The sequence below is a fragment of the Streptomyces sp. NPDC088794 genome, from assembly GCF_044750545.1.
Taxonomy (GTDB): Bacteria; Actinomycetota; Actinomycetes; order Streptomycetales; family Streptomycetaceae; genus Streptomyces.
The window spans coordinates 412,375-434,619 of sequence record NZ_JBIVKB010000002.1 but is presented as its reverse complement, the minus strand read 5'-3'; the positions used below and the strand labels follow the sequence as shown (position 1 = coordinate 434,619).

The window sequence follows — 22,245 nt, the reverse complement described above, 5'->3', positions numbered from 1 at the left end:
CTCTGGACCATTCAGCGGTCGCCGGGCGGCAAACGTCACGGCGGATCGGTCGACAGTGATGCAAGTCACCTGAAGGCGCTGGCGAGTTGGGGCAGCCGACGAGCTGTGACACTTCTGTGCGACCTGGCGCTGATGACCGTGAAGACGTGAACGATTCAACTGTGTTCACGACTTCTGTCAGGACAGTGTCGGGCCAGGGAGGGGAACCCCGCCGCGTGCAGGCGTACGACGGGGAACTGGGCGCGGCCGTCGCGCGCGCCCAGCAGGGCGACGAGGCCGCCTTCGCGGTCGCCTACCGGCTGGTGCAGCCGGGGCTGCTCGGCTACCTGCGCGGGATCGTCGGCGACGAGGCCGAGGACGTGGCCGCCGACGCCTGGCTGGAGATCGCCCGGGACCTCGGCCGGTTCAAGGGCGACGGCGCGGGCTTCCGCGGCTGGACGGCGACCATCGCCCGGCACCGGGCCCTGGACCACCTGCGCCGCCAGCGGGTACGGCCTCGGCCGACCGCGCTCGAACAGGACGTACTGGAGCTGCCCGGGCCGCACGCCACCGACGACCAGGCCCTGGAAGCGCTGTCCACCGAGCGCGCGCTGGCGCTGGTGCGCACCCTGCCGCCCGACCAGGCCGAGGCCGTGCTGCTCCGGGTCGTCGTCGGGCTCGACGGCCCCGCCGCCGCCCGCGTCCTCGGCAAGCGGCCCGGCGCGGTGCGCACGGCCGCCCACCGGGGGCTGCGCTCGCTCGCGCGGCGGCTCGGCGCCGAGGGTGTGACGAACGAGGACCCGCGCACGCTGGGGGAGTCGACGTGAACGACGACAGCCGAGGCCGGCCGTAGGACACGGATGGGACGGGGACATGGGCGAACGGCACGAGGGCGGCCGCACCGGCGGCCCGGTTCTGGAAGTGCTGTTCGCCGGTGCCATCCGGGACGGCGTGCTCGATCCCGAGGGGGAGCGGCGGGCGCTGGACGCCTTCCGGGCCGCCCGGGACGCGGGCACGCACCGGGCGCCGACCCGGCGCCGGGACGACTGGCGGGCCGGGTGAACCCATGGGTGTGCCGATGGACATGGGTGTGCGAATGAATCCGGCCAGCCGGTGGAAGGGCCCGGAAAAGCGCCGGTGGACGAGGCGGAGCGCTCCCACCGAAGCAACGGCCGGGGCCGCCACCCCCCACAGGAGAGGCCCCGGCCGTCGCGCGGCACGGGCCGCGCGGCGACCCGTACTTGCTACAGCGCCATGACTGCGGTTTCTGTCACACCCCACGACATCACAAGCTGGTCCCAGCTTGTACGGACATGGACGAGCAGCGGTTTCAGGTCGTAACGTGCCTTTCGCGCCGGGCGCGGATGTCGAACAATCGCCGCAACCATCGGCAGACCATCGATCGAGGACTACGGGTGCTGGGGGACGACGCGGACCTGACCGCCGCGGTGCTTTCGGCACAGGACGGGAACGAGACCGCGTTCCGGACTGTGTACCGAGCGGTGCACCCGCGGCTGCTCGGGTACGTCCGGACGCTGGTCGGCGACCCGGACGCGGAGGACGTCGCGTCCGAGGCCTGGCTGCAGATAGCCCGCGACCTGGAACGGTTCAGCGGCGACGCGGACCGCTTCCGCGGCTGGGCCGCCCGGATAGCGCGCAACCGCGCCCTGGACCACATCCGCATGCGCGGCCGCCGCCCGGCCATAGGCGGCGACGAAACGGAACTCACCGGCAGGGCCGCCGAGTCCGACACCGCGGGCGAGGCCATCGAGGCGCTGGCCACCGACCGCACCCTCTCGCTGATCGCCCGGCTCCCGCAGGACCAGGCCGAGGCCGTCGTACTGCGCGTGGTGGTGGGCCTCGACGCCAAGACCGCGGCCGAGACGCTCGGCAAGCGACCGGGGGCCGTTCGCACGGCGGCGCACCGGGGTCTGAAACGCCTGGCAGAGTTGCTCGCCGACGATACGGAATCCGCGGGTGCGCTCGACGCGATGCCGCACCAGCGAGAACCCGAAGACCGTGCGGTGACGTCCGCGAGTGTGACGCATACGCGTCCGCGGACGCAGAAGGACATGTGATGGCCGACGAGCAGTACAGGTGGCTGGACCCCGAAACAGCGGAGACGCTGCTGCGCGGAGAGTCACTGGACGCTGTCGACGCCACCGCCCGGGACGAGGCCGAACGGCTCGCCAAAACGCTCGACGCGCTCTCCTCCGACGTCATCCGGGCCGGGTCCGACGTCATCCGGCCCGGACCCGAACTCCCGGGCGAGGCCGCCGCGTTGGCCGCCTTCCGCACCGCGCGCGCCGACCGGACCGGTGCGGCCGCGGTCGGCCCGCCCACCCGCGGCCGGTCCTCCGACGCCGGGCTCGTGCGGATCGGCGGCCCCGGCCCGGGCGCCCGCCCCTCCCGCCGGCAGCCCGTGCGCTTCGGGCTGACCGCCGTGCTGGCCCTCGGCATGGCCGGCGGGGTCGCGGTCGCGGCCACCTCCGGAATCCTGCCGACGCCTTTCGGCGGCGACGACCCTCGCCCCTTGTCCTCCGTCACGGCGGCCGTGTCGCCGGACCGGTCGCACGCGTCGCCGAAGGGCCTGCAACCCGGCCGGCCCACGCCCGACGGACCCACCGGCGGTCCCACCGCCTCGGACCCGACGGGTCCCGGCGCCACGGTCGCGCCCGGCTCCGAGGACCGCGCCGAGGGCAAGGACGACGGCCGGTGGAGCGGTGGCCCCGCGGCCTGCCGTGATCTGCGGGACGGCAAGAAGCTGAACGCCGAGCGCAGACGGGCCCTGGTGCACGCGGCGGGCGGTGTCGGCGGCGGTCGCGTGTGGCGGTACTGCAAGAACGCGCTCGGGGACGCCGGGTCGACCGCCAGGGACAGCGACGACAAGGGCAAGGGCGACGGCAAGGGCGACGGCAAGAACGAGATCGGTCCCGGCGGACAGTACGGCCCGGGAGACCAAAGCGATCAGGGTGGCAAGGGCGATGACCAGGGCGGTGCCGACGACGGCAACGGCATGGCGCCCGGCGGTGGCGGACAGACCGGCGGAACCGGACAGACCACGGGAACCGGCGGCTCGGGCGCCGTCCGGCCCCTGGTGCCGACGCGGCTGACGACGCCCGCCGCACCGACTCCGGCGCCGGAGCCGACGTACCGCGCTCTGTAAAGCTCTGACCTGCGGGTTTCGGATCTTCTGGCGCGGGGTGTGACGTTTTCGGCCGGGATGGCGCAGTACTGAATGAGCCGACTGGTCATCGGCCGACGCACAGAGCCGGGGTTCCCCCCGTACCTACGGCTCGTGCAACTCGGCGCGGGCGGGACACGTTCCCCCGGTCCCGTCCGCGCCCCGCACACCTCATGCCGCGCGTCTCACCAGTACACGACGACCTTGTCGCCGTTGCGTACCTGTGCGTACAGACTCGCGATCGCCGCCTCGTCGCGGACGTTGACGCACCCGTGCGAACCGCCCGCGTAGCCGCGGGCCGAGAAGTCGTACGAGTAGTGCACGGCCTGGCCGCCGCTGAAGAACATCGCGTACGGCATCGGGGAGTCGTACAGCGTCGAGTAGTGGTCGCGGGACTTCCAGTAGACGTGGAAGACGCCGTCCCGGGTGGGCGTGCCGTCCGCGCCGAAGCGGACCGCCATCGTCGACACCGTGCGCCCGTCGATCATCCAGCGCAGGGTCCGGCTGGTCTTGTCGATGCACAGCACCCGCCCGGTCAGACACCGCGGATCGGGCGCGCCGGCGGGCTGGCCGCCCATCAGATACAGGTCCCACTTCCCCGGCTCGTGCGTCATCTTCACCAGCCGCTGCCAGGTGACGGTGTCCGTCTCGCCCGTCCTCGGCAGCCCGCGCTTGCCCTGGAAGCCCTTGACCGCCCGCTCCGTCAGATCGTCGTACGACCCCGTCGGCCCGTCGAACAGCCACTGCACCTGATGCAACCTGGCCTGCAACTCCCGCACATCACGTCCACTGTCCCCACGGGACCACAGGACAGCGGGCGCGGGCCCGGACTGTTTGGAGGGTTCGGCGGAACGGGAGGGGGACGCACTCGACTTGCCGTCGGCCCCGGCGGAGCCGTCGTCCGACGTCTTCGTCGGGGGAGCGCTGCTCGGCAACGAGATGTGCACCGGCGAGTCGCCCTTGCCGTCCGCGCCCTGCACGGTGCAGCCGTACACGGCGGCCAGGGCCACGAGTGCCGCCGTCGTGACGATCGTTCTCCCCATGCCCCGTAGTCTGCCCCCGGGTGGGGGGTTGCGAACAGGGGGCTCTGACCTGCGGGATTCCTCCGTACGGGTGATCGGGGGCGGAAGCTGCACGGCCCCGGTTACTCTCGAGGAGAGTGGCCCCCGAAAAGGAGGATGCCGTGGCTGTACTGCAACACGAGCTGACGTTGAGCGAAGCCGCCGACCTGCTCTCCCGTGCACTGCCTGGGCACCGCGTGGAGATTCTCCAGGGGAGGCTCACTGTGACACCGCCGCCGGACGGCTCGCATGCACTGTCGTTGTCCTGGTTGGTCGTAGCGTTCGACAGGGCGGGAGCCCGGCAAGCCGGGCTCAGGTACGTCCAGGGCATCGGCCTCTGGCTGCCCACGCTGCCCGCCGACTTCGCGATCCCCGACTTCTCCGTCGTCGACGAGGACTTCCGGGACGCACACGTCCAGAAGAACTGCTACGCCCCGAACGTCTTCCGCCTGGTCGCCGAGATCACCTCGTCGAACTGGTCCGACGACCTCGGCCCCAAGGTCGAGTGCTACGCCGAGGCCGGCATCCCCGTCTACATCGTGGCCGACCGCAAGCACGACGAGATCCTGCTCTACAAGGATCCGGCCAACGGCAAGTACCCGGCTCCCGAGCGCTACAAGCGAGGCCAGACCGTCCCCGTCCCGGAGTCCGTCGGCGTCGCTCTCGACCTCTCCGTGGACACCCTCCTGGACGGCGACGACTGACTGTCGTACCCACATGCGACACTCGTCTGCATGTTCGGTGTCATCGACCTTCCCACCTATCTGGCGGGCCTCGTCCTGATCGTGCTGCTGCCCGGTCCCAACTCGCTCTACGTTCTCTCGGTCGCCGCCCGCAAGGGTGTCCGGGCCGGGTACACCGCCGCTGCCGGTGTGTGGTGCGGGGACACCGTGCTGATGACCCTCTCCGCGGCCGGGGTCGCCTCGCTGTTGCAGGCGAACGCCGTGCTGTTCGGGATCGTGAAGTACGCGGGGGCCGGCTATCTGACCTGGCTCGCCATCGGGATGCTGCGGACCGCCTGGTCGATGTGGCGGACCCGGCGGGAGCGGGCCGTCGAGGAGGCGCCCGTCGCCGCGGCCGACGAGCGGCCCTATCGGCGGGCCTTCGTCGTCAGCCTCTTCAACCCCAAGGCGATCCTGTTCTTCGTCGCCTTCTTCGTGCAGTTCGTCGACCCCGGGTACGCCTACCCGGCCGTGTCCTTCGTCGTCCTGGGGACCCTGGCCCAGATCGCCAGCTTCCTCTATCTCAGCGCGCTGATATTCAGCGGCACCAAGCTGGCCGCCGCCTTCCGTCGCCGCAGGCGGCTCTCGGCGACGGCGACCTCGGCGGCGGGCGCGCTGTTCCTCGGCTTCGCGGTGAAGCTGTCGCTGGCCGGCGGGGTCTAGGCGGGCGCAGGGGGCTGCGGCGCGTACGCGTACGTCGCCGTCACGGGCGTCCACCGAAGCCCGTGAGGTACTCCCGCAGTCCGGTGGCCGACGTGCCCGCCCAGCCGACGTAGCCGTCCGGTCGGACCAGGAACAGGCCCGGGCCGTACGTCTCCTCGGCGGGCGCGTGCACCACCCGTACCGTCTCCGGGAGCGTCGTCCCCGGGATGTCCGCGCCGAGGTCCGTGTCGAGCGCCAGCAGGGTCCAGTGCGGGCCCTGGAGGGCGTCGAAGAGCCGCGTGCCCGCCACCGTCACGTCCGGCGCCCGGTCGCCCGCGCGCACCCGCTCCGGGGCCGTCCGGGTGTCCACCGTCAGCGACGACTCCCGGTAGCCGAGCCCCAGTTGGCGTGTCGCCTTCCCGCGCTTCACCTCACCCCGGTGGACGCCCGTCGACAGGCCCAGCACCTGGGCGGCGATGGGGCGCCGCTCCTCCTCGTACGTGTCGAGCAGTTCCTCCGGTGCGCCCCCGCGCAGTACCGCGCCCAGCTTCCAGCCCAGGTTGTAGGCGTCCTGGACGCTGGTGTTGAGGCCCTGGCCGCCGGCCGGGGAGTGGACGTGCGCCGCGTCGCCGGCGAGGAAGACCCGTCCGGCGCGGAAGCGGTCGGCCAGGGCGGCGCGCGGCTGGAAGTTCGAGGACCAGCGCAGTTCCGTCACGTCCTCGGGGGCGAGGTGGGAGCGGGCGGCGACGACCTTGCGGACGCCGTCCAGTGAGGTGTCGACCGCCGTGCCCTCGGGGAACTGGGCGACGACCTGGAAGTCCTCCGTACCGGCGAGCGGGCAGATCGCGAGGAAGCCCTCGCCGTCGCCGTGCTGCGGGAAGACGTGCCAGTGGTCCCGGCCCAGGCCGGCGATCCTGACGTCCGCCACCAGCATCGGGTTCGGGTCCACGGTCTCCCCGGCCATGCCGATCCCGAGCCCCCTGCGCACCGCCGAGCGGCCCCCGTCGGCCGCCACCACGTACCGCGCGCGGACGGGGTCGCCGGCGGCGAAGCGGACGGTCACGCCGTCGCCCTGGCGGCCTGGGGACTCGTCGAGCGAGACGACCTCCCGCCCGAACTCCACCCGTCCGCCCAGCTCCGTCAGCCGCGCGAACAGGATCTCCTGCGTCCGCCACTGCGGGACCATCCACGGGCCGGTGAACCGCGTGTTCTCCTCGGTGTCCTCGGCCGGGTCCATCATCCGGTGCTCGCCGACCTGCTTCCCGTCCTGCCAGATCATCCCGACCGGGTACTCGGCCCCGGCCGCGAGGATCCCGTCCAGCACGCCGAGGTCCTCGAAGACCTCCATCGTGCGCGGCTGGATGCCCTTGCCGCGCGAGCCGCGGGCCAGTCCCTCGCCGCGCTCCGCGACCAGCGCGTCCACCCCGCGCCGGGCGAGGTCGATGCCGAGGGCCAGGCCGGTCGGGCCCGCGCCCACGATCAGTACGTCCACCGCTGCCATGTCCGCCGCCAACTCGTCGGCACTCATGATCCATCTCCTTAACGCTGTTAAGTTCCGTTGCCCGCAAGGGTGCCCTTAACGCCGTTAAGCTGTCAAGCTGTCAGGCGTGAGTACGGAACGACGCGTGCCCCTCGACCGCAAGCGGGTCGCGGACACCGCCCTGAAGCTGCTGAACGAGGCCGGTCTGGAGGGCCTGACCCTGCGTGCCATCGCCAGGGAACTGGACGTCAAGGCGCCCGCCCTGTACTGGCACTTCAAGGACAAGCAGGCGCTGCTGGACGAGATGGCGACCGAGATGTACCGGCGGATGGTCGCGGGGGCGGTCCTGGATCCCGCGGACACCTGGCAGGAGCGGCTGCTCAAGGCCAACCGCGGACTGCGCGCCGCCCTGCTCGGCTACCGCGACGGCGCGCGGGTCTTCAGCGGCTCGCACTTCACCGGCTCCGACCACGGCCGGGAGATGGAGGCGAACCTGCGGCTGTTCACGGCCGCCGGCTTCACCCTCACCGAGGCGGTCCGCGCGGCGGCCACGCTGAACGCGTACACGATCGGCTTCGTCACCGAGGAGCAGGGCGTCAAGCCGCTCCCCGGCGAACGGCGCGAGGGCTTCGACGTCGAGGAACGGGCTCGGCTGCTGGCCGAGTTCCCGCTCTCGGCCGCGGTCGGCGCGGAGATCTTCGAGGGCTACGACCGGCAGTTCGAGGAGGGCCTGCAACTGATCCTCGCGGGAATCGAGGCCCGCTACCGCCCCTCGGGCTGAGCCGCGTCACCGGCCGCCCTCACGCCCGTACCGCTGCCCCTCGTGCCGCGCCCCCTCACGCCGACGCCAGCACCCGCTTCAACCGGGGGCCGAACGGGCGCTCCACGAAGCGGTGGATGAGCCAGGCCAGGCCCAGCAGGCCCGACACCGTGAAGGTGAGCGTGAGGTGCGCGGGCAGGCCCAGGACGCCGTGCAGGGCGTGGATGACCGGCCAGCCCAGGTGCTCGTGGACCAGGTAGAAGGGGTACGTCAGGGCGCCCGCCGTGGTCAGCCAGGGCCAGTTCGCCCAGCCGAGGCGGCCCAGCGCGATGGCCGCGACCGCCACGAAGCCCAGCGTCACCACCAGGACGATGCCGAACACCGTGCGATGGGTGAACGCGTCCGTGCTCGCCGGCCGCCACAGCGCCGCCACCGCCTCGTGCTGCCCGATCAGCCAGCCCACGGCCACCACCGACCACGCGTAGACGTCCCGCCGGTCGCGGTGGACCAGGTAGAGGCCGACGCCCCCGACGAAGAACGGCGCGTACTCGGGCATCACGACGAGGTCGAGCAGCGGCTCGTGCGCACCCCGGGCGATCGCCGCCGCCGCCATCCAGCCCGCGCAGAACAGCAGCACCCGGCGGCGATTCGCCCCCGGCACCACGACCAGCAGCGCGAACAGCGCGTAGAAGCGGACCTCCGCCCACAGCGTCCAGCACACCCCGAGCACCCGGTCCACGCCCAGGGGTTGCTGAAGCATCGTCAGGTTGACCAGCGCGTCGCTCGGCGAGACCGCCTCATAAGCGACGACCGGGAGTGCGAACACAGCCGTCACGAGTACGATGGCCGCCCAATAGGCGGGCAGCAGTCGCGCGGCACGGGATGCGAAGAAGGATTTCACCGGGCGTCCCCACCCGCTCATGCAGATCACGAACCCGCTGATCACGAAGAAGACCTGCACACCGAGACAGCCGTACGCGAAATACGAATGCAACGTGGGGAACTGGTCGCGTGGGGAACTTCCCCATGCGCGGGCCACCTCGCCGTCGCGGCCGCCGTAGTGGTAGCCCGCCACCATCAGGGCGGCGAGCAGCCGCAGTCCGTCCAGCGACCGCAGCCGGGGCTCCGAGGCCTTGACCTCGGATTCAGCGGGCGATCTTTCCGTCAGGAGCTCTCTATGGGGGAGTCGGCGCCAATAGTCCGAATCGTGGCGAAAGCTTGGTTGACGGGCCAACGATTCGTCCTCCGGATTCCATCAGTTCACCTGAACGTCGCTTTTGCTTCCTAATTTTTCCAGCATCCCCCTACGCCGTGGTAAACCCGGCGAACGACTCAGTTTTCACTGCATTGGCTTGGCAAATACCCAGGAGCGCCATGACGAGGGTCCAGAACAGACGCGCACGTGTACACGGAGGGGAGCTGGACGACTGCCTGCGCGCCTGTGCCGCGCACAGCGGGAAGCTCGTCGGCAGCATCGACCGCAAGCGCGTCGAACTCGCCGAACAGCTGCGCAAGCTGCTCGTCGTGTGGGGCACCACCTCCGTGGCCGCCCCGGCGCCCGCACCCGCCGGTGGCGCCACCGCGCTGCTCAAGCGGGCCGTCAAGGGCGCCACGGCACCGGCGGGCGGCATCCCCAACGAGCTGCTCGACGCCCTGCTCGCCGTGGCCAACAAGGCACTTGAGGCCGGTTACGACGACGAGGTCAACCTCGCCCTGGTCATCAGCGACACCGTCCTGGCCCAGCGCAAGAACTCCCGCGCCGGCTGGCGGCTGCGCGCCCGTCTCCTGGAGGCGATCGGCGACGAGACCGAGGCCCTGGAGGCGTACGAGAAGTACCTCGGGCTCACCGACGACGACGGCTTCGGCGTCCGCAACCGGATCGCCGGTCTGCGGCTGGCCGGGCAGAAGGAGCGCGAGCTGATCGCCCTCCTGAAGCGGCAGAGCCCGCGCGCCGAGGAGTTCACCCGCCGCCCCGCCACCGACGTGTGGGCCGAGGGCCTGGCCGCCCAGGCCGTCGGCGACTGGAGCGAGGCCGAACCCCGGCTGGTGGGAGCGCTCCTGACGCTGACCGCCGAGGACGCCCCGGTCAACGACCGCCAGGAGCTGCTCAGTCAGTACCTGGACCTGCGGCTGACCGCCCCCGGCGTCGACCTGCCCGCGCTCACCGAGGCCCTCGCCCTCTACGCCGAGCAGCGCCGCACCCGGATGCGCGGCCCGGTCGCCGACCCGACCGTCGGCGGCGTGGAGTGGATCAGCCTCGGCGAGTTCCGCAACCTGATCGCCGGCAAGTCGATCGCGCTGATCGCCAACTCCGGCCGGGTGGGCGCCAGTTCGATGGGCAGCGAGATCGACGCGTACGACCTCGTCGTGCGCTTCAACTCGTACAGGATCGACCCGAAGAACACCGGCAGCAGGACGGACATCCACGCCACGATCCACAAGCACGGCTTCAACTGGGAGAAGCAGGTCGCCACGCGCCTGGTCTTCGGCGGTATCTCCGGCGACTGGAAGTACTCGCTGCGCAACCGCCTGGTGCCCGGCGCCCAGACCTACCTCGGCGACGAATCGCTGCGCTGGCCGGTGCGGAACATCGGCAGGCTGAGCGCGGACGTCTGGTCGGGCATCCCGACCACCGGCTTCAACATGCTGTACCTGCTGGACTTCCTCGACGTCAGCCCGACGCTCGACCTGATCGGGTTCGACTTCTACGAGAGCGGTGCCTACCGCGTCCAGGAAGCGATGAAGCTCGCCATCACCTCCGTGCACGAGTACACCAGCGAGAAGGCATGGGTCATGGAGCGGGCCCAGAGCGTGACCGACATGAGGATATCCCTGCGATGACCACGACCTCCCTGACCGGGGCCCCCGCCGTCAAGGCCCCGTCGACCGACGCGGCCGCCCTGACCGGCAAGCGGCGCATCGCCTTCGCGAGCTTCGTCGACGAGAACTACCTGCCCGGCTTCCTCGTCCTGCTGCGCAGCCTCGCGCTGTCCAACCCGAGCGTGTGCGAGGACTTCGTCGTCCTCTACGACGACCTCAAGCCCGGCTCGATCGCCAAGATCCGCGCCCTGCACCCGCGCATCGTGATGCGGCGCGTCGACGCCGACCACTACGACTCGTACCAGAAGGGCGACCAGGACAACTACCTGGTCCGCAAGGCGTACTTCATCCTGGACGTCTTCAAGATCCGCGAGTACGACACGGTCATCACGCTCGACACGGACATGGTCGTCCTGAGCAGCCTGAGCGAACTCCTCGAACTGCGCGAGGGGTTGGCGGCCGTCCCGCAGTTCTTCTACGGGCAGCACAAGCTCAACTCCGGTCTGCTGGTGATCCAGAAGGAGTACCTGAGCGACGAGTTCTGCGCCCGCCTGGACCGCTGCGGCCGCTCCGGCGACTACGAGCTGGACAAGCACGACCAGGGCATCCTCAACTCGGTCCTGAACGGCGACTTCGTCCGCCTCGACCCGCGCTACAACTTCGTCAAGCGGCGGCTGTCCGGCGACCTCCCGGTCCCCGACGACACCGCGATCCTGCACTTCACCGGGCGCCACAAGCCCTGGCAGGGCGGCGAGGCCGGCTACAGCCAGGCGGAGGAGCGCTGGCGCGAGTTCGAGCTGACCGACGCCGAGTTCCACGCCGCGTACATGGAGGCCGCCGGCGGTCTGCACCACGACCTGCTCGTGCACTACGGCACCCCGCACGTCGCCCGCACCGGCGATGTCGAGGTCGCCCGCAAGGTCGCCGCCGCGCACATAGGCAACGGCGACTACCAGGACGCCGTCGACGTCCTGGCCGGCGTCCACATCCCGCTGGACGAGGCCTGGCCGCACGAGGTCTTCGGCCACGCCCTGATGAGCGTCTCCCGGTACGAGGAGGCCAAGGCCCAGCTGCTGCTGGCCACCGCCGCCCCCAACCGGGCCGCCACCTCCTACGCCCGGCTCGCCCAGATGGCCTGGGTGCACGGCGACAACGCGGACGCGCTGAAGTACGCCACGGCCGGCATCGCCGTCGACCCGACCCACCGCTCCAGCCGGCTGTGGGCGCAGCGCGCGGCCTCCGTGCCGGCCCAGGAACAGGGCGCGCCCGAGGACCAGTTGGCGCACGTCGCCTTCTACATGGACCGCCAGGGCAACGCGGGCGACAAGTTGCTCCCGGAGAGCGTCCGTTCGGCCTTCGGCCCGGACACCACGTCCCGCCGCTGGCACTCGGTCCACGCCCACCGCCTGTTCGACAAGGCGGCCCTGGAGCGCGTCAACCGGCGCCGGGGTCTGGTCATCGGCGGCGGCGGCCTGTTCATCCCGGACACCATGCCCAACGGCAACAGCGCCTGGCAGTGGAACGTCCCGGACGAGCAACTCGCCGCCATCGACGTGCCGATCGCCGTCTTCGCCGTCGGCTTCAACGCCTTCGACGGCCAGTCCTACCGGGCCAACCGCTTCCGCGACTCACTCCGCCTCCTGGTCGAGAAGTCGAGCTTCTTCGGCCTGCGCAACCACGGCTCGATCGAGAAGGTCCGGGCGATGGTCCCGGCCCACCTGCACGACAAGATCCGCTTCCAGCCGTGCCCGACGACGGTCACGCGCCAGCTGGTACCGGGCTGGCAGGACCCCGCCCAGCGCGACGACACCATCCTGATCAACGCGGCCTACGACCGCGCGGGTCTGCGCTTCGGCCACGACTACGCCTACTTCCTGGCCCAAATGGCCAAGGCGGTAAAGGACTTGGGCGAGCTCGCCGAGGTCCGGTGCGTGGCCCACTCGCTCGACGACGAGAAGATCGTCTTCGACCTGCGCCGCGAGCACGGCATCTCGATGCCCGTCATCCCGATGTACGACTTCGAGAACAAGGAGATCCTCGATCTCTACGCCCGCACCAAGCTGGTGATCGGCATGCGCGGCCACGCGGGCATGATCCCGTTCGGCGTCGGCACACCCATCATCAGCCTGATCTCGCACCCGAAGATGGCGTACTTCCTGCGGGACATCGAGCGCCCCGAGTGGGGCGTCTCCGTCCACGACCGCCACCTCGCGGCCCGCCTGGTGGAACGCTCCAGGGACCTCCTGGCCGACCACGCCAAGACGGTCGCCGACGTCCACGGCCGCCAGCAGGAACTGTGGAAGGCCACGGAGGCGAACGCCGCGGATCTGCGGGTCATCCTGGGCGGCTGAACGTGCCCGAAGTCCTCGTAGAGGATGTGGACGACGCTCCCGCGGCCTCCGGGTCGCGGGAGCGTCGTCGCTCGGCGTCGTGGTGGCCGCTGGTCGCCCTCCCGTCGGTGGCGGCCGTCGTGTACGCCGTGCTCACCCGACGGCTCACCGGTGACCTCCAGTACGCTCTCGGCGCCCTGCGCACGGGCGGCAGGGCCGGCTACTCGCCCTCGGAGGTCTTCACCCACCGGCCCTTCTTCTACCGCTGGTTCATCGCGGGCCTCGACCGCCCGACCTTCGGGACCACGACCGCCCGCGAGGCGCTGATCGCGGCGGAGGGCGTCCTGCTCGCCGCCGCGGCCGCCTACGCCCTCCACTCGGCGCTGCTGCGCCGGGTCACCGCCCGCGAGGCCGCCCTCACGGCGGGAGCCGTCGGCCTCGCGCTGGCCCTGGCCCCCAGAAACGACTTCCTTCAGGCGGAGTGGGCGGCCGTGGTCCTGACGGTCGTGGCCGTCGCCGCCGCACTCGGCCCCACCCGGCCCTGGCCGGCGGCCCTGCTCGCCGCCCCGCCGCTCGCCCTCGCGGTGCTGATGAAGTACTCGACCGCCACCACGGCCGTGATCGGCGTCCTGCTCGTGTACGCCGTCGACCGCGGCCGCGCCGCACGGCTCGCGCTCGTCGCGGTGCTCGCGGCGCCGGCCCTGTTCGGGCTGAGCCTGCTCGCGGGGTCGCACGAGTGGCAGTGGGTCCAGGACATGCCGGCGACCAACCAGTCCACCCTCGGCCGGACAGCCGTCCACCCGCTCTTCCTCCTCGAACGCTCCGTGGACTACCTCGCCGACCGGTCCGTGGTCAGCCCGGTGCTCCTGCTCGCCCCCGGAGCGCTGCTGCTGGTGCTCACCCGGGTCCGCGGGCGGCGCCGGCGCACCGAACTGGCCCTGGTGGCCCTGGCCGTCGGCCTCTGCGCCCTGGCGGCCGTGTTCGTGCAGGGCAACTGGTTCCTCTACCACGGCGCCCCGATGCCGGTGCTCGCCGCCGCGGCCTGGGGCCTCGCCGTGGGCGGTGCGCGCCGCTCGCCACCCTGGTTCTTCGGCGCCGTCTCACTGCTGTACGGCGCGCTGCCCGTGCTCTACACGGCGGCACCCAAGGGCGACCAACGGTCGTACGTCCTCTGGGCGTTGGGCCTCGTCGCGCTGCTGGCGGCAGTGGTGGACGTGGCGCGCGAGCGCGGCCGGACCGCTTCCCGAAGCTCCCGACGCCGGTCCGCGGTCGTGGTGGCCCTGGCCGGTGTCGTCTGCCTGGCCGGGTGCGTGTGGCCCGGCTCCCCGCACCTGGTGTCGAAGGGCAAGGTCACCATGACCAGCGCCGAGTACCTGCGCGAGGCGCGGCGGACGGAGAAGGAGGCGGACGCGATCAGAGCCGAGATGCCCGCCGACGCGCCTGTGCTCTACCTCGCCTTCGGCAACACGGCGTACTACGTCGACCATCCCGCCCAGTGCCGCTACCCGGTCGCCACGTTCCTCCAGCGCACGCGCCTCATCCCGGACATCATCGAGCGGCCCTCGTACAAGGAGAACGCCGCCTGCGTCGACCGCGACCCGGCGCCGTACGCCGTCCTGGATCCGGCCTGGTTCCGGCCCACGAAGATCGCGACGGAACTCTGGCGGCGTATCACGGCCGAGTACGACTGCCCGTCCGTGCGGGGCGAGACGCGTCTGCTGGTGTGCCGACGCAGATGAAGGTCACCACGCGGACGCGGTGACCTTCAGGACGGCGGGTCGCCGGGCCGTCAGTGGCGTACCGCCTTGCGGACCAACCGCCGCAGCCGCGACAACGGAGACCGGCGAGGAGCCTTGCGCTCCCCCTCGGCGGCCTTCCGCAGCTGTTCGAAGTGGTCCGCCCGGGTGCGGCTCAGGTACTCGTCCGACGTCAGTGGCTTCGCGATCGACCAGGCGCGCTTGTGCTGGCCGTCGTAGTGGGCGACGTACGCCTTGGCCAGTTCCAGGACGGACTTGAAGGGGATGCCGTCGGTGTGGTCGCGGTCGATGCGGTCCTGGACGGCGGTGATGAGGGCGAGTTTCTCGTCGACCGTGTAGTCGTCCTCCGAGATGCGCTTCAGCACGTCCGCCGGGATCGGCTTCGTGACCTCGAAGGCGAGGGTGGAGCGGATCGGGGGGCCCGCGATCTCGATGTAGGGGAGCAGCGCGCCGGTGCTGTGGTGGAGCCACGGCAGGCGCGGGCCCGCGAAGTCCTGGTGGAGGACGATCGAGCCGGGCTCGAGGCGGGTCAGGAAGCGTTCCGAGACGCAGCGGAAGACCCGGGCCGTCTTGGCGATGTCGATGTGCAGGAACTCGACGGGGGTCGTGTCGTCCGGGTCGGAGGTCTGCCAGAGGTCACCCGCGTGGATCTCCAGGAACGGGAGGAAGGGCTCCAGGCGGCCCCGGAAGTCGTTCAGGAACGAGTTGTCGTCCTCCGGCTTGTGGCCCGACGTGAAGAACTTCTCCGAGGCGAACGTGCCCTTGCCGACCCGGAAGAAGTCGTACGCGTGCAGGCGTCCCGTCTTCTCGTCGAAGGCGGGGTTCTCCCGCAGGCCCATCGCGAGCGCGTACGTCGACCCGCCGCCGCCGGACCCGAGTTCGACGATCCGGCCGTTGCCCGAGAGTTCGTGGCGCCCCACGAGATACAGGAACTGCAGTTCCCAAGCACTCACCTGGGTGTACGGCAGATCGTCCGGAAGAGTGACGCTGTCGAACTTCGAGTAGAGCCGGCCGAGCTTGGTCATGGAATGCCTCACGGAGGAGAATCGATGGGGGCGGCTCCCGAGATCCTATGGACCTGGGAGCCGCATCACCGTGAATTCACAGGAGTAAGGCAATCGCCATCGTGCATTTCCCCGGGCTTGGCCTGAGGTTTACTCCTGGTTCGCCTAGCGCTTCACCACCTTCTTGAGCGCCCGGGCCCGACGTACCACCCGACGTGCCGTCGCATTGCGCGGCAAAAACGCCAGCCGTTCCGGGATACCGCCCGGCAGGCCGAGTGAGGTGAGCCGCTTCCGCTTGAAGTAGCGCTGGGTGCGCGGGCCGAATTCCTTGGACAGGTATTTTTCGGCCGCCGGGCGCAGGGCGTGGTGGATCTGCGGCTGCATGGTGAAACCGACCGCGGTGACCAGGCCGCCCAGCGATTTCGCGGGAACCGTCTCCTCGCCCTTGCGGTCCTCCAGATCCGGGATCACCGCGTCCGCGAGAACGGCCGGGACCCGGTTGCTGTTCTGGTACGGAGTCAGGCGGTCCAGCAGCGGCTCGGTGCCGACCCGGGCCACGGGCAGGCCGTAGAACGCGGCCGCCGTGAACAGCGCGGTCGAGAAGCAGCCGACGACCAGCGCGGGCGGGGACTTCTCGAACAGCACCTCCGCCAGGACCGGCAGGTCCAGGACGGTGAGGTCGACGCCCAGCTGCTCGGCCTCCGCCTCCAGGATCCGGCTGTAGCGGGCCGGCGCGGTGGGATGCGGCTTGAAGACGATCGCGCGGTGACCCCGCTCGACCGCCCCGCGCATCATCCGCACGTGCAGGTCCTCCTCCTCCTTCGCGGAGAGGATGTTCAGCGCGGACAGGTACTGGCCAAGCAGCAGCGCCGAGTTGGCCGGCAGCACCGGCGCCTCGGGCACGGCGGCGGTGAGTTCGCCCATCACCTTCAGGAAGGCCGTGGTCGGCACGACCTGCGCCGGCACGTCGAACTCGGTCAGCAGCATCGGCGTCAGACCGGCCACCAGGTCGAGGTGGAGCAGCCGCCGCACCCGCGTGCCGACCAGCGGGTCGAGCTTGTTGCGGGTGGGGCCGTAACTCATCAGACCGTCGGCGTACACCTCGACCGGGGCCTCGGTGAACAGCTGGGCCACGGTGAGGGCGGGCGCGACCTGGATGGACTCCAGGACCAGCTCCACCCTGTCGTCGCCCAGCTCCCACAGCAGCCGCAGATAGCGCTCGAAGAGCGGGATGTCGTCGGGCCGCGGCGCCCACGCGCCCGGGTGGAAGGGGCGGATGGCCTCGTTCCACGACAGCACGGCGTCGAAGTGGTCGCGCAGCGGCTCGAAGCCCGGCATCTCGTCGACGGCCGGAGTGGTCTCCGGCGTCGTGGAGTTGTTGAAGACCAGCAGCACCTGCCGGTCACCGTCCGCCTCCGGGAAGAGGTCGGACTCTATGGCCGCGGCGAGCGTGGCCGCGCCGTACAGCGTCGAGACGCAGAAGATCCGGGTGGTGCGGGGCATCAGGCGGCCGCCTTCGCTGTGGTGATCCGGCGCCGCAGCCGCCGCAGCTTGGAGGAGCGGCGCAGGTCCATGGTGTCGAGCACGTCACCGAGCGCTTCCTGCGGCATGCGCTGTATGGCCGCCGCGCTCATCGAACGCAGCTGCTTGGCCACGGCCGGCTCCCACTTGGAGTCGTCCGCGAGGTGGTGGGCGATGATCGCGCAGTACGTCCGCACGGCCTTCGGCAGCAGCCGCGCGGAGTCCGGGTCGAGCGCGGTCTCCTCCACCACCTGGTCGAAGGCGCGGATGAAGTCGAGTTGACGGACGTCACCGATCTGGGTGAGCGAGGAGGCGACCCCGCGCCGGTAGAAGACGCCGAGCAGGCTCACCACGGCGAACGACTCCGCCTCGCGGTGCAGCTTCCAGATCCACGGCCGGTCCTCCGCGGTGCGCAGCCCGTCCGTGAAGTGCAGCAGGCCCTTCTCCAGAAGGCGGCGGTGATAGGCGCCGGCCCACGCGTAGGCGTAGTCCACCGAGGTCGTGCGGTCGGCGGGCAGGATCGCCTCGCGCGGGTTCATGACCTCCCAGCGGCGCCCGTGCGGCACCCGGTGCACCGAGCGGGAGCGGGCGGTCGCCTGCACGTGGTCGGTGCGGATGAAGTCGCAGTCCAGCTTCTCCATGGCCGCCACCAACTGCTCGTAGTAGCCCGGGGCCAGCCAGTCGTCCCCGTCGAGGAAGGTCAGGTACTCGCCGCTGGACGCGTCCAGACCGGTGTTGCGGGCGGTGGCGAGGCCTCCGTTCTTCTCGTGGCGGACGTAGCGCACCTGGGCCACGGCCGACAGTTCCTCGGCCGCGCGTTCAAGGATGGCCGGAGTTTCATCCTTCGAATGATCGTCCACAAGAACGAACTCGAAATCCGGTCGAGCGTTGAGGCGAAGGCTTCTGAGGGTGTCCGGGGCATATTGCTGCACGTTGTAGAACGGCACGATCACGGAGAGCTTTGGCACCCGCAAAAGCCTAGGAGGCGGCTCGGCTGCGGAACTTTCCGGTACCCGTACGGCGGGTGAACTCCATGTGTCGGAACGGTGCATCCCATGTACTTCCGAGGCTTTGGCGAGCCAGTTCGGCTCTCGGCGATGTGTTGTTAACTTTTTGGCCAGGTGCGGTTGGGCCGCACCTTGGATTTGGTTCCTAGCGTCTTCGTTGTGCCGCCTAGTACAACTAAGCCCATGAGAATCGCTGTTCTCGCGGACTCCGACACCCGCTGGAAATGGGGTGCGTTGACCGCGGCTCGTATCGTTCCGGGCCCGACCATGGAAGCCGCAGGGCGCGACGCCGCGCAAGTCGGCCCCGAGCTCAGCGGTTTCCTGCTGCGCGGCCGGGCCACCCCCACGGCGCGCCAACTGGCCGAAGTGGGCGTCCATGTCGACTCCCTGAAGGAGGTCACGGCGCTGGAGTTCCTGCGCGTCATGGCCGAGGAGGAGTACGACCTGGTCGTGCTCTCCCTGGTCGGCGGCGGCGTCCAGGCCATGCTGCACGGCCTCAAGCGCGTGTGGGAGGGCCGCAAGCGGCGTCCCGTCGTCGTCACCGGCTATGTCGGCGTCGTCTACGAGAAGCTCGCCGACGGCCTGCTGCTGCGGCACGGCGCGGACCTCGTCCTCGCCAACTCCCGCCAGGACGCGGACCGTTTCAGAGGTGTGTACGAAGGGGTGGGCGCGGACGCCTCGTCGGTGACGGAGGTGGCACTCCCGTTCCTCGGCGGCGCCCCCTACGAAGGTGAACACGACCCGTACACCGTGGTGTTCGCCGCGCAGCCGTCCGTCCCGGACAGCCGCAAGGACCGTACGTACCTGCTGGAGCGGCTGATCCGGCACGCCCGCCGGCACCCCGAGCGCGAGGTGCTGCTCAAGCTGCGGTCCCGGCCGGGCGAACACACCACCCACATCGAGGAACTGCCCTACCAGAAGCTGGCCCAGAAGCTCGACGCACCGGCCAACTTCCGCCTGGTGTACGGGAACATGGGCGAGGTCCTCGACCGCACCGACCTGCTGGTCACGATCAGCTCGACTGCCGCACTCGAATCACTGCACCGGCGTATTCCGACCGTCGTCCTCAGCGACCTGGGCGTGCGCGAGGTGCTCGGCAACCACCACTTCGTGGGCTCCGGCTGCCTCGCCTCCTGGGACCAGCTGGACGAGGGCTACCGGCCCGAGCCCGACGAGGAGTGGGTGGCCCGTCAAGGCGTCGCCGCGGACGGTTCGTACGCCACCGCGTTCGACGCGGCGCGCGAGCGGATCACCAAGCTGCTCGCCAGGCCCGGCGGCCTCGCGCCCCTCACCCCGTACTACACACCGGCGACCGCGCCCGGCTACCTGCCCGGCATCCTCGCCCGCCACCACCTCGGCCCGGACGGCAGCCCGCTGCCCGGCGCCCCCGCCGCCGACAAGGAACCCGGCGCGGTCAAGCAGATAGTCCGCCGCGCCGCCCGCGGCGCCTACCGCCACGGCGTGCAGCGCGTCGCCCCGGTGATCCGACGGATGGGAGACCTGTGAGTCCCCGCCACCCGTCGCCGCGACGGACGGTGCGTCCGTGAACCCCCGCCCGGCCGGTCTGCCGCCGTCCTCGAACTCGTCCCAAGGAGTAGAGCCCATGTCCAACCCCGGAGCGGGTCAAGGCGCTTCGGTGCGCGGTGCCTGCCGGCATGGCGTGCGGCGGATCGCTCCTGTGCCGCGGCGGGTGGTGGGGCTGTGAGCCTTCGTCCGGCCGGTCTGCCGCCGTCCTCGAACTCGTCCCAAGGAGTAGAGCCCATGTCCAACCCCGGAGCGGGTCAAGGCGCTTCGGTGCGCCGGGTGCTCGCGGTGATTCCCGCGCGCGGCGGTTCCAAGGGTGTGCCCGCGAAGAACCTCGCCTCCGTGGGAGGTGTACCGCTGGTGGCCCGTGCCGTGCGCGAGTGCCGGGCCAGCCGGCTGGTGACGGACGTCGTGGTCTCCACCGACGACCAGGCCATCGCCGCCGCGGCCCGCTCGGCGGGCGCCGAGGTCGTGCTGCGCCCCGCCGCCATCGCCGGCGACACCGCCACCTCCGAGGCCGCCGTACTGCACGCCATGGACGCGCACGAGGCCCTGCACGGGGCGCCGGTCGACGTGGTGCTGCTCGTGCAGTGCACCAGCCCGTTCATCATCCGCGAGGACGTGGACGGCGTCGTCGGCGCGGTCGTCGACAACGGCGCCGACTCCGCCCTGACGGTGGCCCCCTTCCACGGCTTCGTATGGCGCGACGCCGACGACGAGGCCAGGGCCGGCACCGTCGCGGAGACCGACGCGGCCACCGGCGGCGGCTACGGCGTCAACCACGACAAGTCCTTCCGCCCGCGCCGCCAGGACCGCCCCCAGGACTTCCTGGAGACCGGCGCCGTCTACGCGATGGACGCGGTGGGCTTCCGCGAGCACCAGCACCGCTTCTTCGGCCGCACCGAACTCGTGCGCACCGACCCGGCCCGCGTGCTGGAGATCGACGACCACCACGAGCTCGCCCGCGCCCGGGCGCTCGCACCCCTCTTCGACGCGGACCGCCCCGGTTCGCTGCCGACCGGCGCCGACATCGACGCGGTCGTACTGGACTTCGACGGCACCCAGACGGACGACCGGGTGCTGATCGACGCCGATGGAAAGGAGTTCGTCTCCGTGCACCGCGGCGACGGACTGGGCATCGCGGCGCTGCGCAAGACCGGCCTGAAGATGCTGATCCTGTCCACGGAGCAGAACCCTGTCGTCGCCGCGCGGGCCCGGAAGCTGCAGATCCCGGTCCTGCACGGCATCGACCGGAAGGATCTCGCACTGAAGCAGTGGTGCGAGGAGCAGGGCATCGCGCCCGAGCGCGTGCTCTACGTCGGCAACGACGTCAACGACCTCCCGTGCTTCGCCCTCGTGGGCTGGCCCGTGGCGGTCGCGAGCGCCCACGACGTGGTACGCGGCGCCGCCCGTGCGGTCACCACCGTCCCCGGTGGCGACGGCGCGATCCGAGAGATCGCCAGCTGGATCCTCGGCCCCTCTCTCGATTCCCTCAACAAGTAAGGACACCACCCGCCATGAGCAACTCCCGTCTGCGCACCTTCGGTTCGAAGACCGCCGGCCCCGGTCACCCGGTCTACGTCGTCGGCGAGATCGGCATCAACCACAACGGCGAGCTGGAGAACGCGTTCAAGCTGATCGACGCCGCCGCCGAAGCCGGCTGCGACGCGGTCAAGTTCCAGAAGCGCACCCCGGAGATCTGCACCCCGCGCGACCAGTGGGACATCGAGCGCGACACCCCCTGGGGCCGCATGACCTACATCGACTACCGCCACCGCGTCGAGTTCGGCGAGGACGAGTACCGCCAGATCGACTCGTACGCCAAGAGCCGGGACATCGACTGGTTCGCCTCCCCGTGGGACACCGAGGCCGTCGCCTTCCTGGAGAAGTTCGACGTCCCGGCCCACAAGGTCGCCTCCGCGTCGCTGACCGACGACGAGCTGCTGCGCGCGCTGCGCGCCACCGGCCGCACGGTCATCCTCTCCACCGGCATGTCCACCCCGAAGCAGATCCGCCACGCGGTCGAGGTCCTCGGCTCGGACAACATCCTGATGTGCCACGCCACTTCGACCTACCCCGCGCAGGCCGAGGAGCTCAACCTCCGCGTCATCAACACCCTCCAGGCCGAGTACCCGAACGTCCCGATCGGCTACTCCGGTCACGAGACGGGCCTGCAGACCACCCTCGCCGCGGTCGCCCTCGGCGCCACCTTCGTCGAGCGTCACATCACCCTGGACCGCGCGATGTGGGGTTCCGACCAGGCCGCCTCGGTCGAACCGCAGGGCCTCCAGCGCCTCGTGCGCGACATCCGTACCATCGAGGCCTCGCTCGGTGACGGCGTCAAGAAGGTCTACGACTCGGAGCTCGGCCCGATGAAGAAGCTGCGCCGCGTGCCGGGCGTCGTCGCCGAGGCGGAGATCGCCGCCGCGGCGGGCGAGCCGGTCTCGGTCTGAT

General features: G+C 70.9%; 19 protein-coding genes. 13 read left to right on the top strand and 6 right to left on the bottom strand.

The annotated features are described in order from the left end of the window. Window positions 1–185: 185 nt before the first annotated feature. The 4 genes from ACIP6U_RS06560 (at window position 186) to ACIP6U_RS06545 (ending at window position 3,145) form a co-directional block, all read left to right on the top strand. Complete coding sequence (locus ACIP6U_RS06560; protein WP_401714414.1) at window positions 186–806, top strand: RNA polymerase sigma factor; 621 nt, start codon at window positions 186–188, stop codon at window positions 804–806. 46 nt (window positions 807–852) lie between these two features. Further along, window positions 853–1,041 carry a hypothetical protein gene (locus tag ACIP6U_RS06555; protein WP_401713739.1) on the top strand — a complete coding sequence of 63 codons (189 nt, stop codon included), beginning with the start codon at window positions 853–855 and terminating at the stop codon, window positions 1,039–1,041. A gap of 353 nt (window positions 1,042–1,394) precedes the next feature. Beyond that, window positions 1,395–2,057, top strand: a complete 663-nt coding sequence (locus tag ACIP6U_RS06550) for an RNA polymerase sigma factor (RefSeq protein ID WP_401713737.1) — start codon at window positions 1,395–1,397, stop codon at window positions 2,055–2,057. After that, window positions 2,057–3,145, top strand: a complete 1,089-nt coding sequence (locus ACIP6U_RS06545; protein WP_401713735.1) for a hypothetical protein — start codon at window positions 2,057–2,059, stop codon at window positions 3,143–3,145. The genes ACIP6U_RS06550 and ACIP6U_RS06545 overlap by 1 nt, the downstream gene beginning before the upstream one ends. A 203-nt stretch (window positions 3,146–3,348) precedes the next feature. On the opposite strand, the gene ACIP6U_RS06540 is transcribed toward ACIP6U_RS06545, so the two are convergent. Beyond that, window positions 3,349–4,206 carry a L,D-transpeptidase family protein gene (locus tag ACIP6U_RS06540; protein WP_401713733.1) on the bottom strand — a complete coding sequence of 286 codons (858 nt, stop codon included), beginning with the start codon at window positions 4,204–4,206 and terminating at the stop codon, window positions 3,349–3,351. Between the two features lie 140 nt (window positions 4,207–4,346). On the opposite strand from ACIP6U_RS06540, the gene ACIP6U_RS06535 reads away from it, so the two are divergent. Together ACIP6U_RS06535 and leuE are read left to right on the top strand one after the other, a co-directional pair. Beyond that, on the top strand, window positions 4,347–4,928 hold the full coding sequence (locus ACIP6U_RS06535) for a Uma2 family endonuclease (RefSeq protein ID WP_401713731.1): 582 nt from the start codon (window positions 4,347–4,349) through the stop codon (window positions 4,926–4,928). Window positions 4,929–4,958: 30 nt separating this feature from the next. Next, the gene (leuE, locus tag ACIP6U_RS06530) at window positions 4,959–5,609 is read left to right on the top strand and encodes a leucine efflux protein LeuE (protein ID WP_401713729.1); all 651 of its coding nucleotides are present in this window, start codon (window positions 4,959–4,961) and stop codon (window positions 5,607–5,609) included. Between the two features lie 40 nt (window positions 5,610–5,649). Here the strand turns inward: leuE and ACIP6U_RS06525 are convergent, their stop codons facing one another. Next, window positions 5,650–7,116: an FAD-dependent monooxygenase gene (locus ACIP6U_RS06525; RefSeq protein ID WP_401713727.1), complete on the bottom strand. Its 1,467-nt coding sequence runs from the start codon at window positions 7,114–7,116 to the stop codon at window positions 5,650–5,652. 79 nt (window positions 7,117–7,195) lie between these two features. Between ACIP6U_RS06525 and ACIP6U_RS06520 the strand changes: the two genes are divergently transcribed. Next, on the top strand, window positions 7,196–7,849 hold the full coding sequence (locus ACIP6U_RS06520) for a TetR/AcrR family transcriptional regulator (RefSeq protein ID WP_401713725.1): 654 nt from the start codon (window positions 7,196–7,198) through the stop codon (window positions 7,847–7,849). Window positions 7,850–7,904: 55 nt separating this feature from the next. Here ACIP6U_RS06520 and ACIP6U_RS06515 read toward each other — a convergent pair whose 3' ends face one another. Further along, window positions 7,905–8,996, bottom strand: a complete 1,092-nt coding sequence (locus tag ACIP6U_RS06515; RefSeq protein WP_401714413.1) for an acyltransferase family protein — start codon at window positions 8,994–8,996, stop codon at window positions 7,905–7,907. Between the two features lie 206 nt (window positions 8,997–9,202). Here ACIP6U_RS06515 and ACIP6U_RS06510 point away from each other — a divergent pair, with 206 nt between their 5' ends. Genes ACIP6U_RS06510 through ACIP6U_RS06500 form a run of 3 tightly spaced genes read left to right on the top strand, consistent with a single transcriptional unit; the run spans window position 9,203 to window position 14,717 of the window. Then, window positions 9,203–10,669, top strand: coding sequence for a glycosyltransferase family 29 protein (locus ACIP6U_RS06510; protein ID WP_401713723.1), 1,467 nt, complete (start codon window positions 9,203–9,205; stop codon window positions 10,667–10,669). Beyond that, window positions 10,666–12,999 (top strand): glycosyltransferase, encoded by a 2,334-nt coding sequence (locus ACIP6U_RS06505; protein WP_401713722.1) that lies wholly within the window; start codon window positions 10,666–10,668, stop codon window positions 12,997–12,999. Before ACIP6U_RS06510 ends, ACIP6U_RS06505 begins: the two co-directional genes overlap by 4 nt. A 26-nt stretch (window positions 13,000–13,025) precedes the next feature. Beyond that, window positions 13,026–14,717, top strand: a complete 1,692-nt coding sequence (locus ACIP6U_RS06500; RefSeq protein ID WP_401713720.1) for a hypothetical protein — start codon at window positions 13,026–13,028, stop codon at window positions 14,715–14,717. Between the two features lie 50 nt (window positions 14,718–14,767). Here the strand turns inward: ACIP6U_RS06500 and ACIP6U_RS06495 are convergent, their stop codons facing one another. The 3 genes from ACIP6U_RS06495 to ACIP6U_RS06485 all read right to left on the bottom strand — a co-directional run bounded on the left by ACIP6U_RS06495 (window position 14,768) and on the right by ACIP6U_RS06485 (window position 18,228). Next, a complete protein-coding gene (locus ACIP6U_RS06495) occupies window positions 14,768–15,760 on the bottom strand; it encodes a hypothetical protein (protein WP_401713718.1) in 993 nt (330 codons plus the stop codon). 144 nt (window positions 15,761–15,904) lie between these two features. Further along, a complete protein-coding gene (locus ACIP6U_RS06490; RefSeq protein ID WP_401713717.1) occupies window positions 15,905–17,242 on the bottom strand; it encodes an alpha-2,8-polysialyltransferase family protein in 1,338 nt (445 codons plus the stop codon). Continuing rightward, window positions 17,242–18,228, bottom strand: a complete 987-nt coding sequence (locus ACIP6U_RS06485; RefSeq protein WP_401713716.1) for a glycosyltransferase family 2 protein — start codon at window positions 18,226–18,228, stop codon at window positions 17,242–17,244. Before ACIP6U_RS06485 ends, ACIP6U_RS06490 begins: the two co-directional genes overlap by 1 nt. Before the next feature lie 198 nt (window positions 18,229–18,426). Here ACIP6U_RS06485 and ACIP6U_RS06480 point away from each other — a divergent pair, with 198 nt between their 5' ends. From ACIP6U_RS06480 to ACIP6U_RS06470, 3 genes are all read left to right on the top strand, one after another. After that, window positions 18,427–19,773, top strand: coding sequence for a DUF6716 putative glycosyltransferase (locus ACIP6U_RS06480; RefSeq protein WP_401713715.1), 1,347 nt, complete (start codon window positions 18,427–18,429; stop codon window positions 19,771–19,773). A gap of 255 nt (window positions 19,774–20,028) precedes the next feature. Further along, window positions 20,029–21,294 (top strand): cytidylyltransferase domain-containing protein, encoded by a 1,266-nt coding sequence (locus tag ACIP6U_RS06475; RefSeq protein ID WP_401713713.1) that lies wholly within the window; start codon window positions 20,029–20,031, stop codon window positions 21,292–21,294. A 14-nt stretch (window positions 21,295–21,308) separates the two neighbouring features. After that, window positions 21,309–22,244, top strand: coding sequence for an N-acetylneuraminate synthase family protein (locus tag ACIP6U_RS06470; protein ID WP_401713712.1), 936 nt, complete (start codon window positions 21,309–21,311; stop codon window positions 22,242–22,244). Window position 22,245 lies beyond the last annotated feature (1 nt).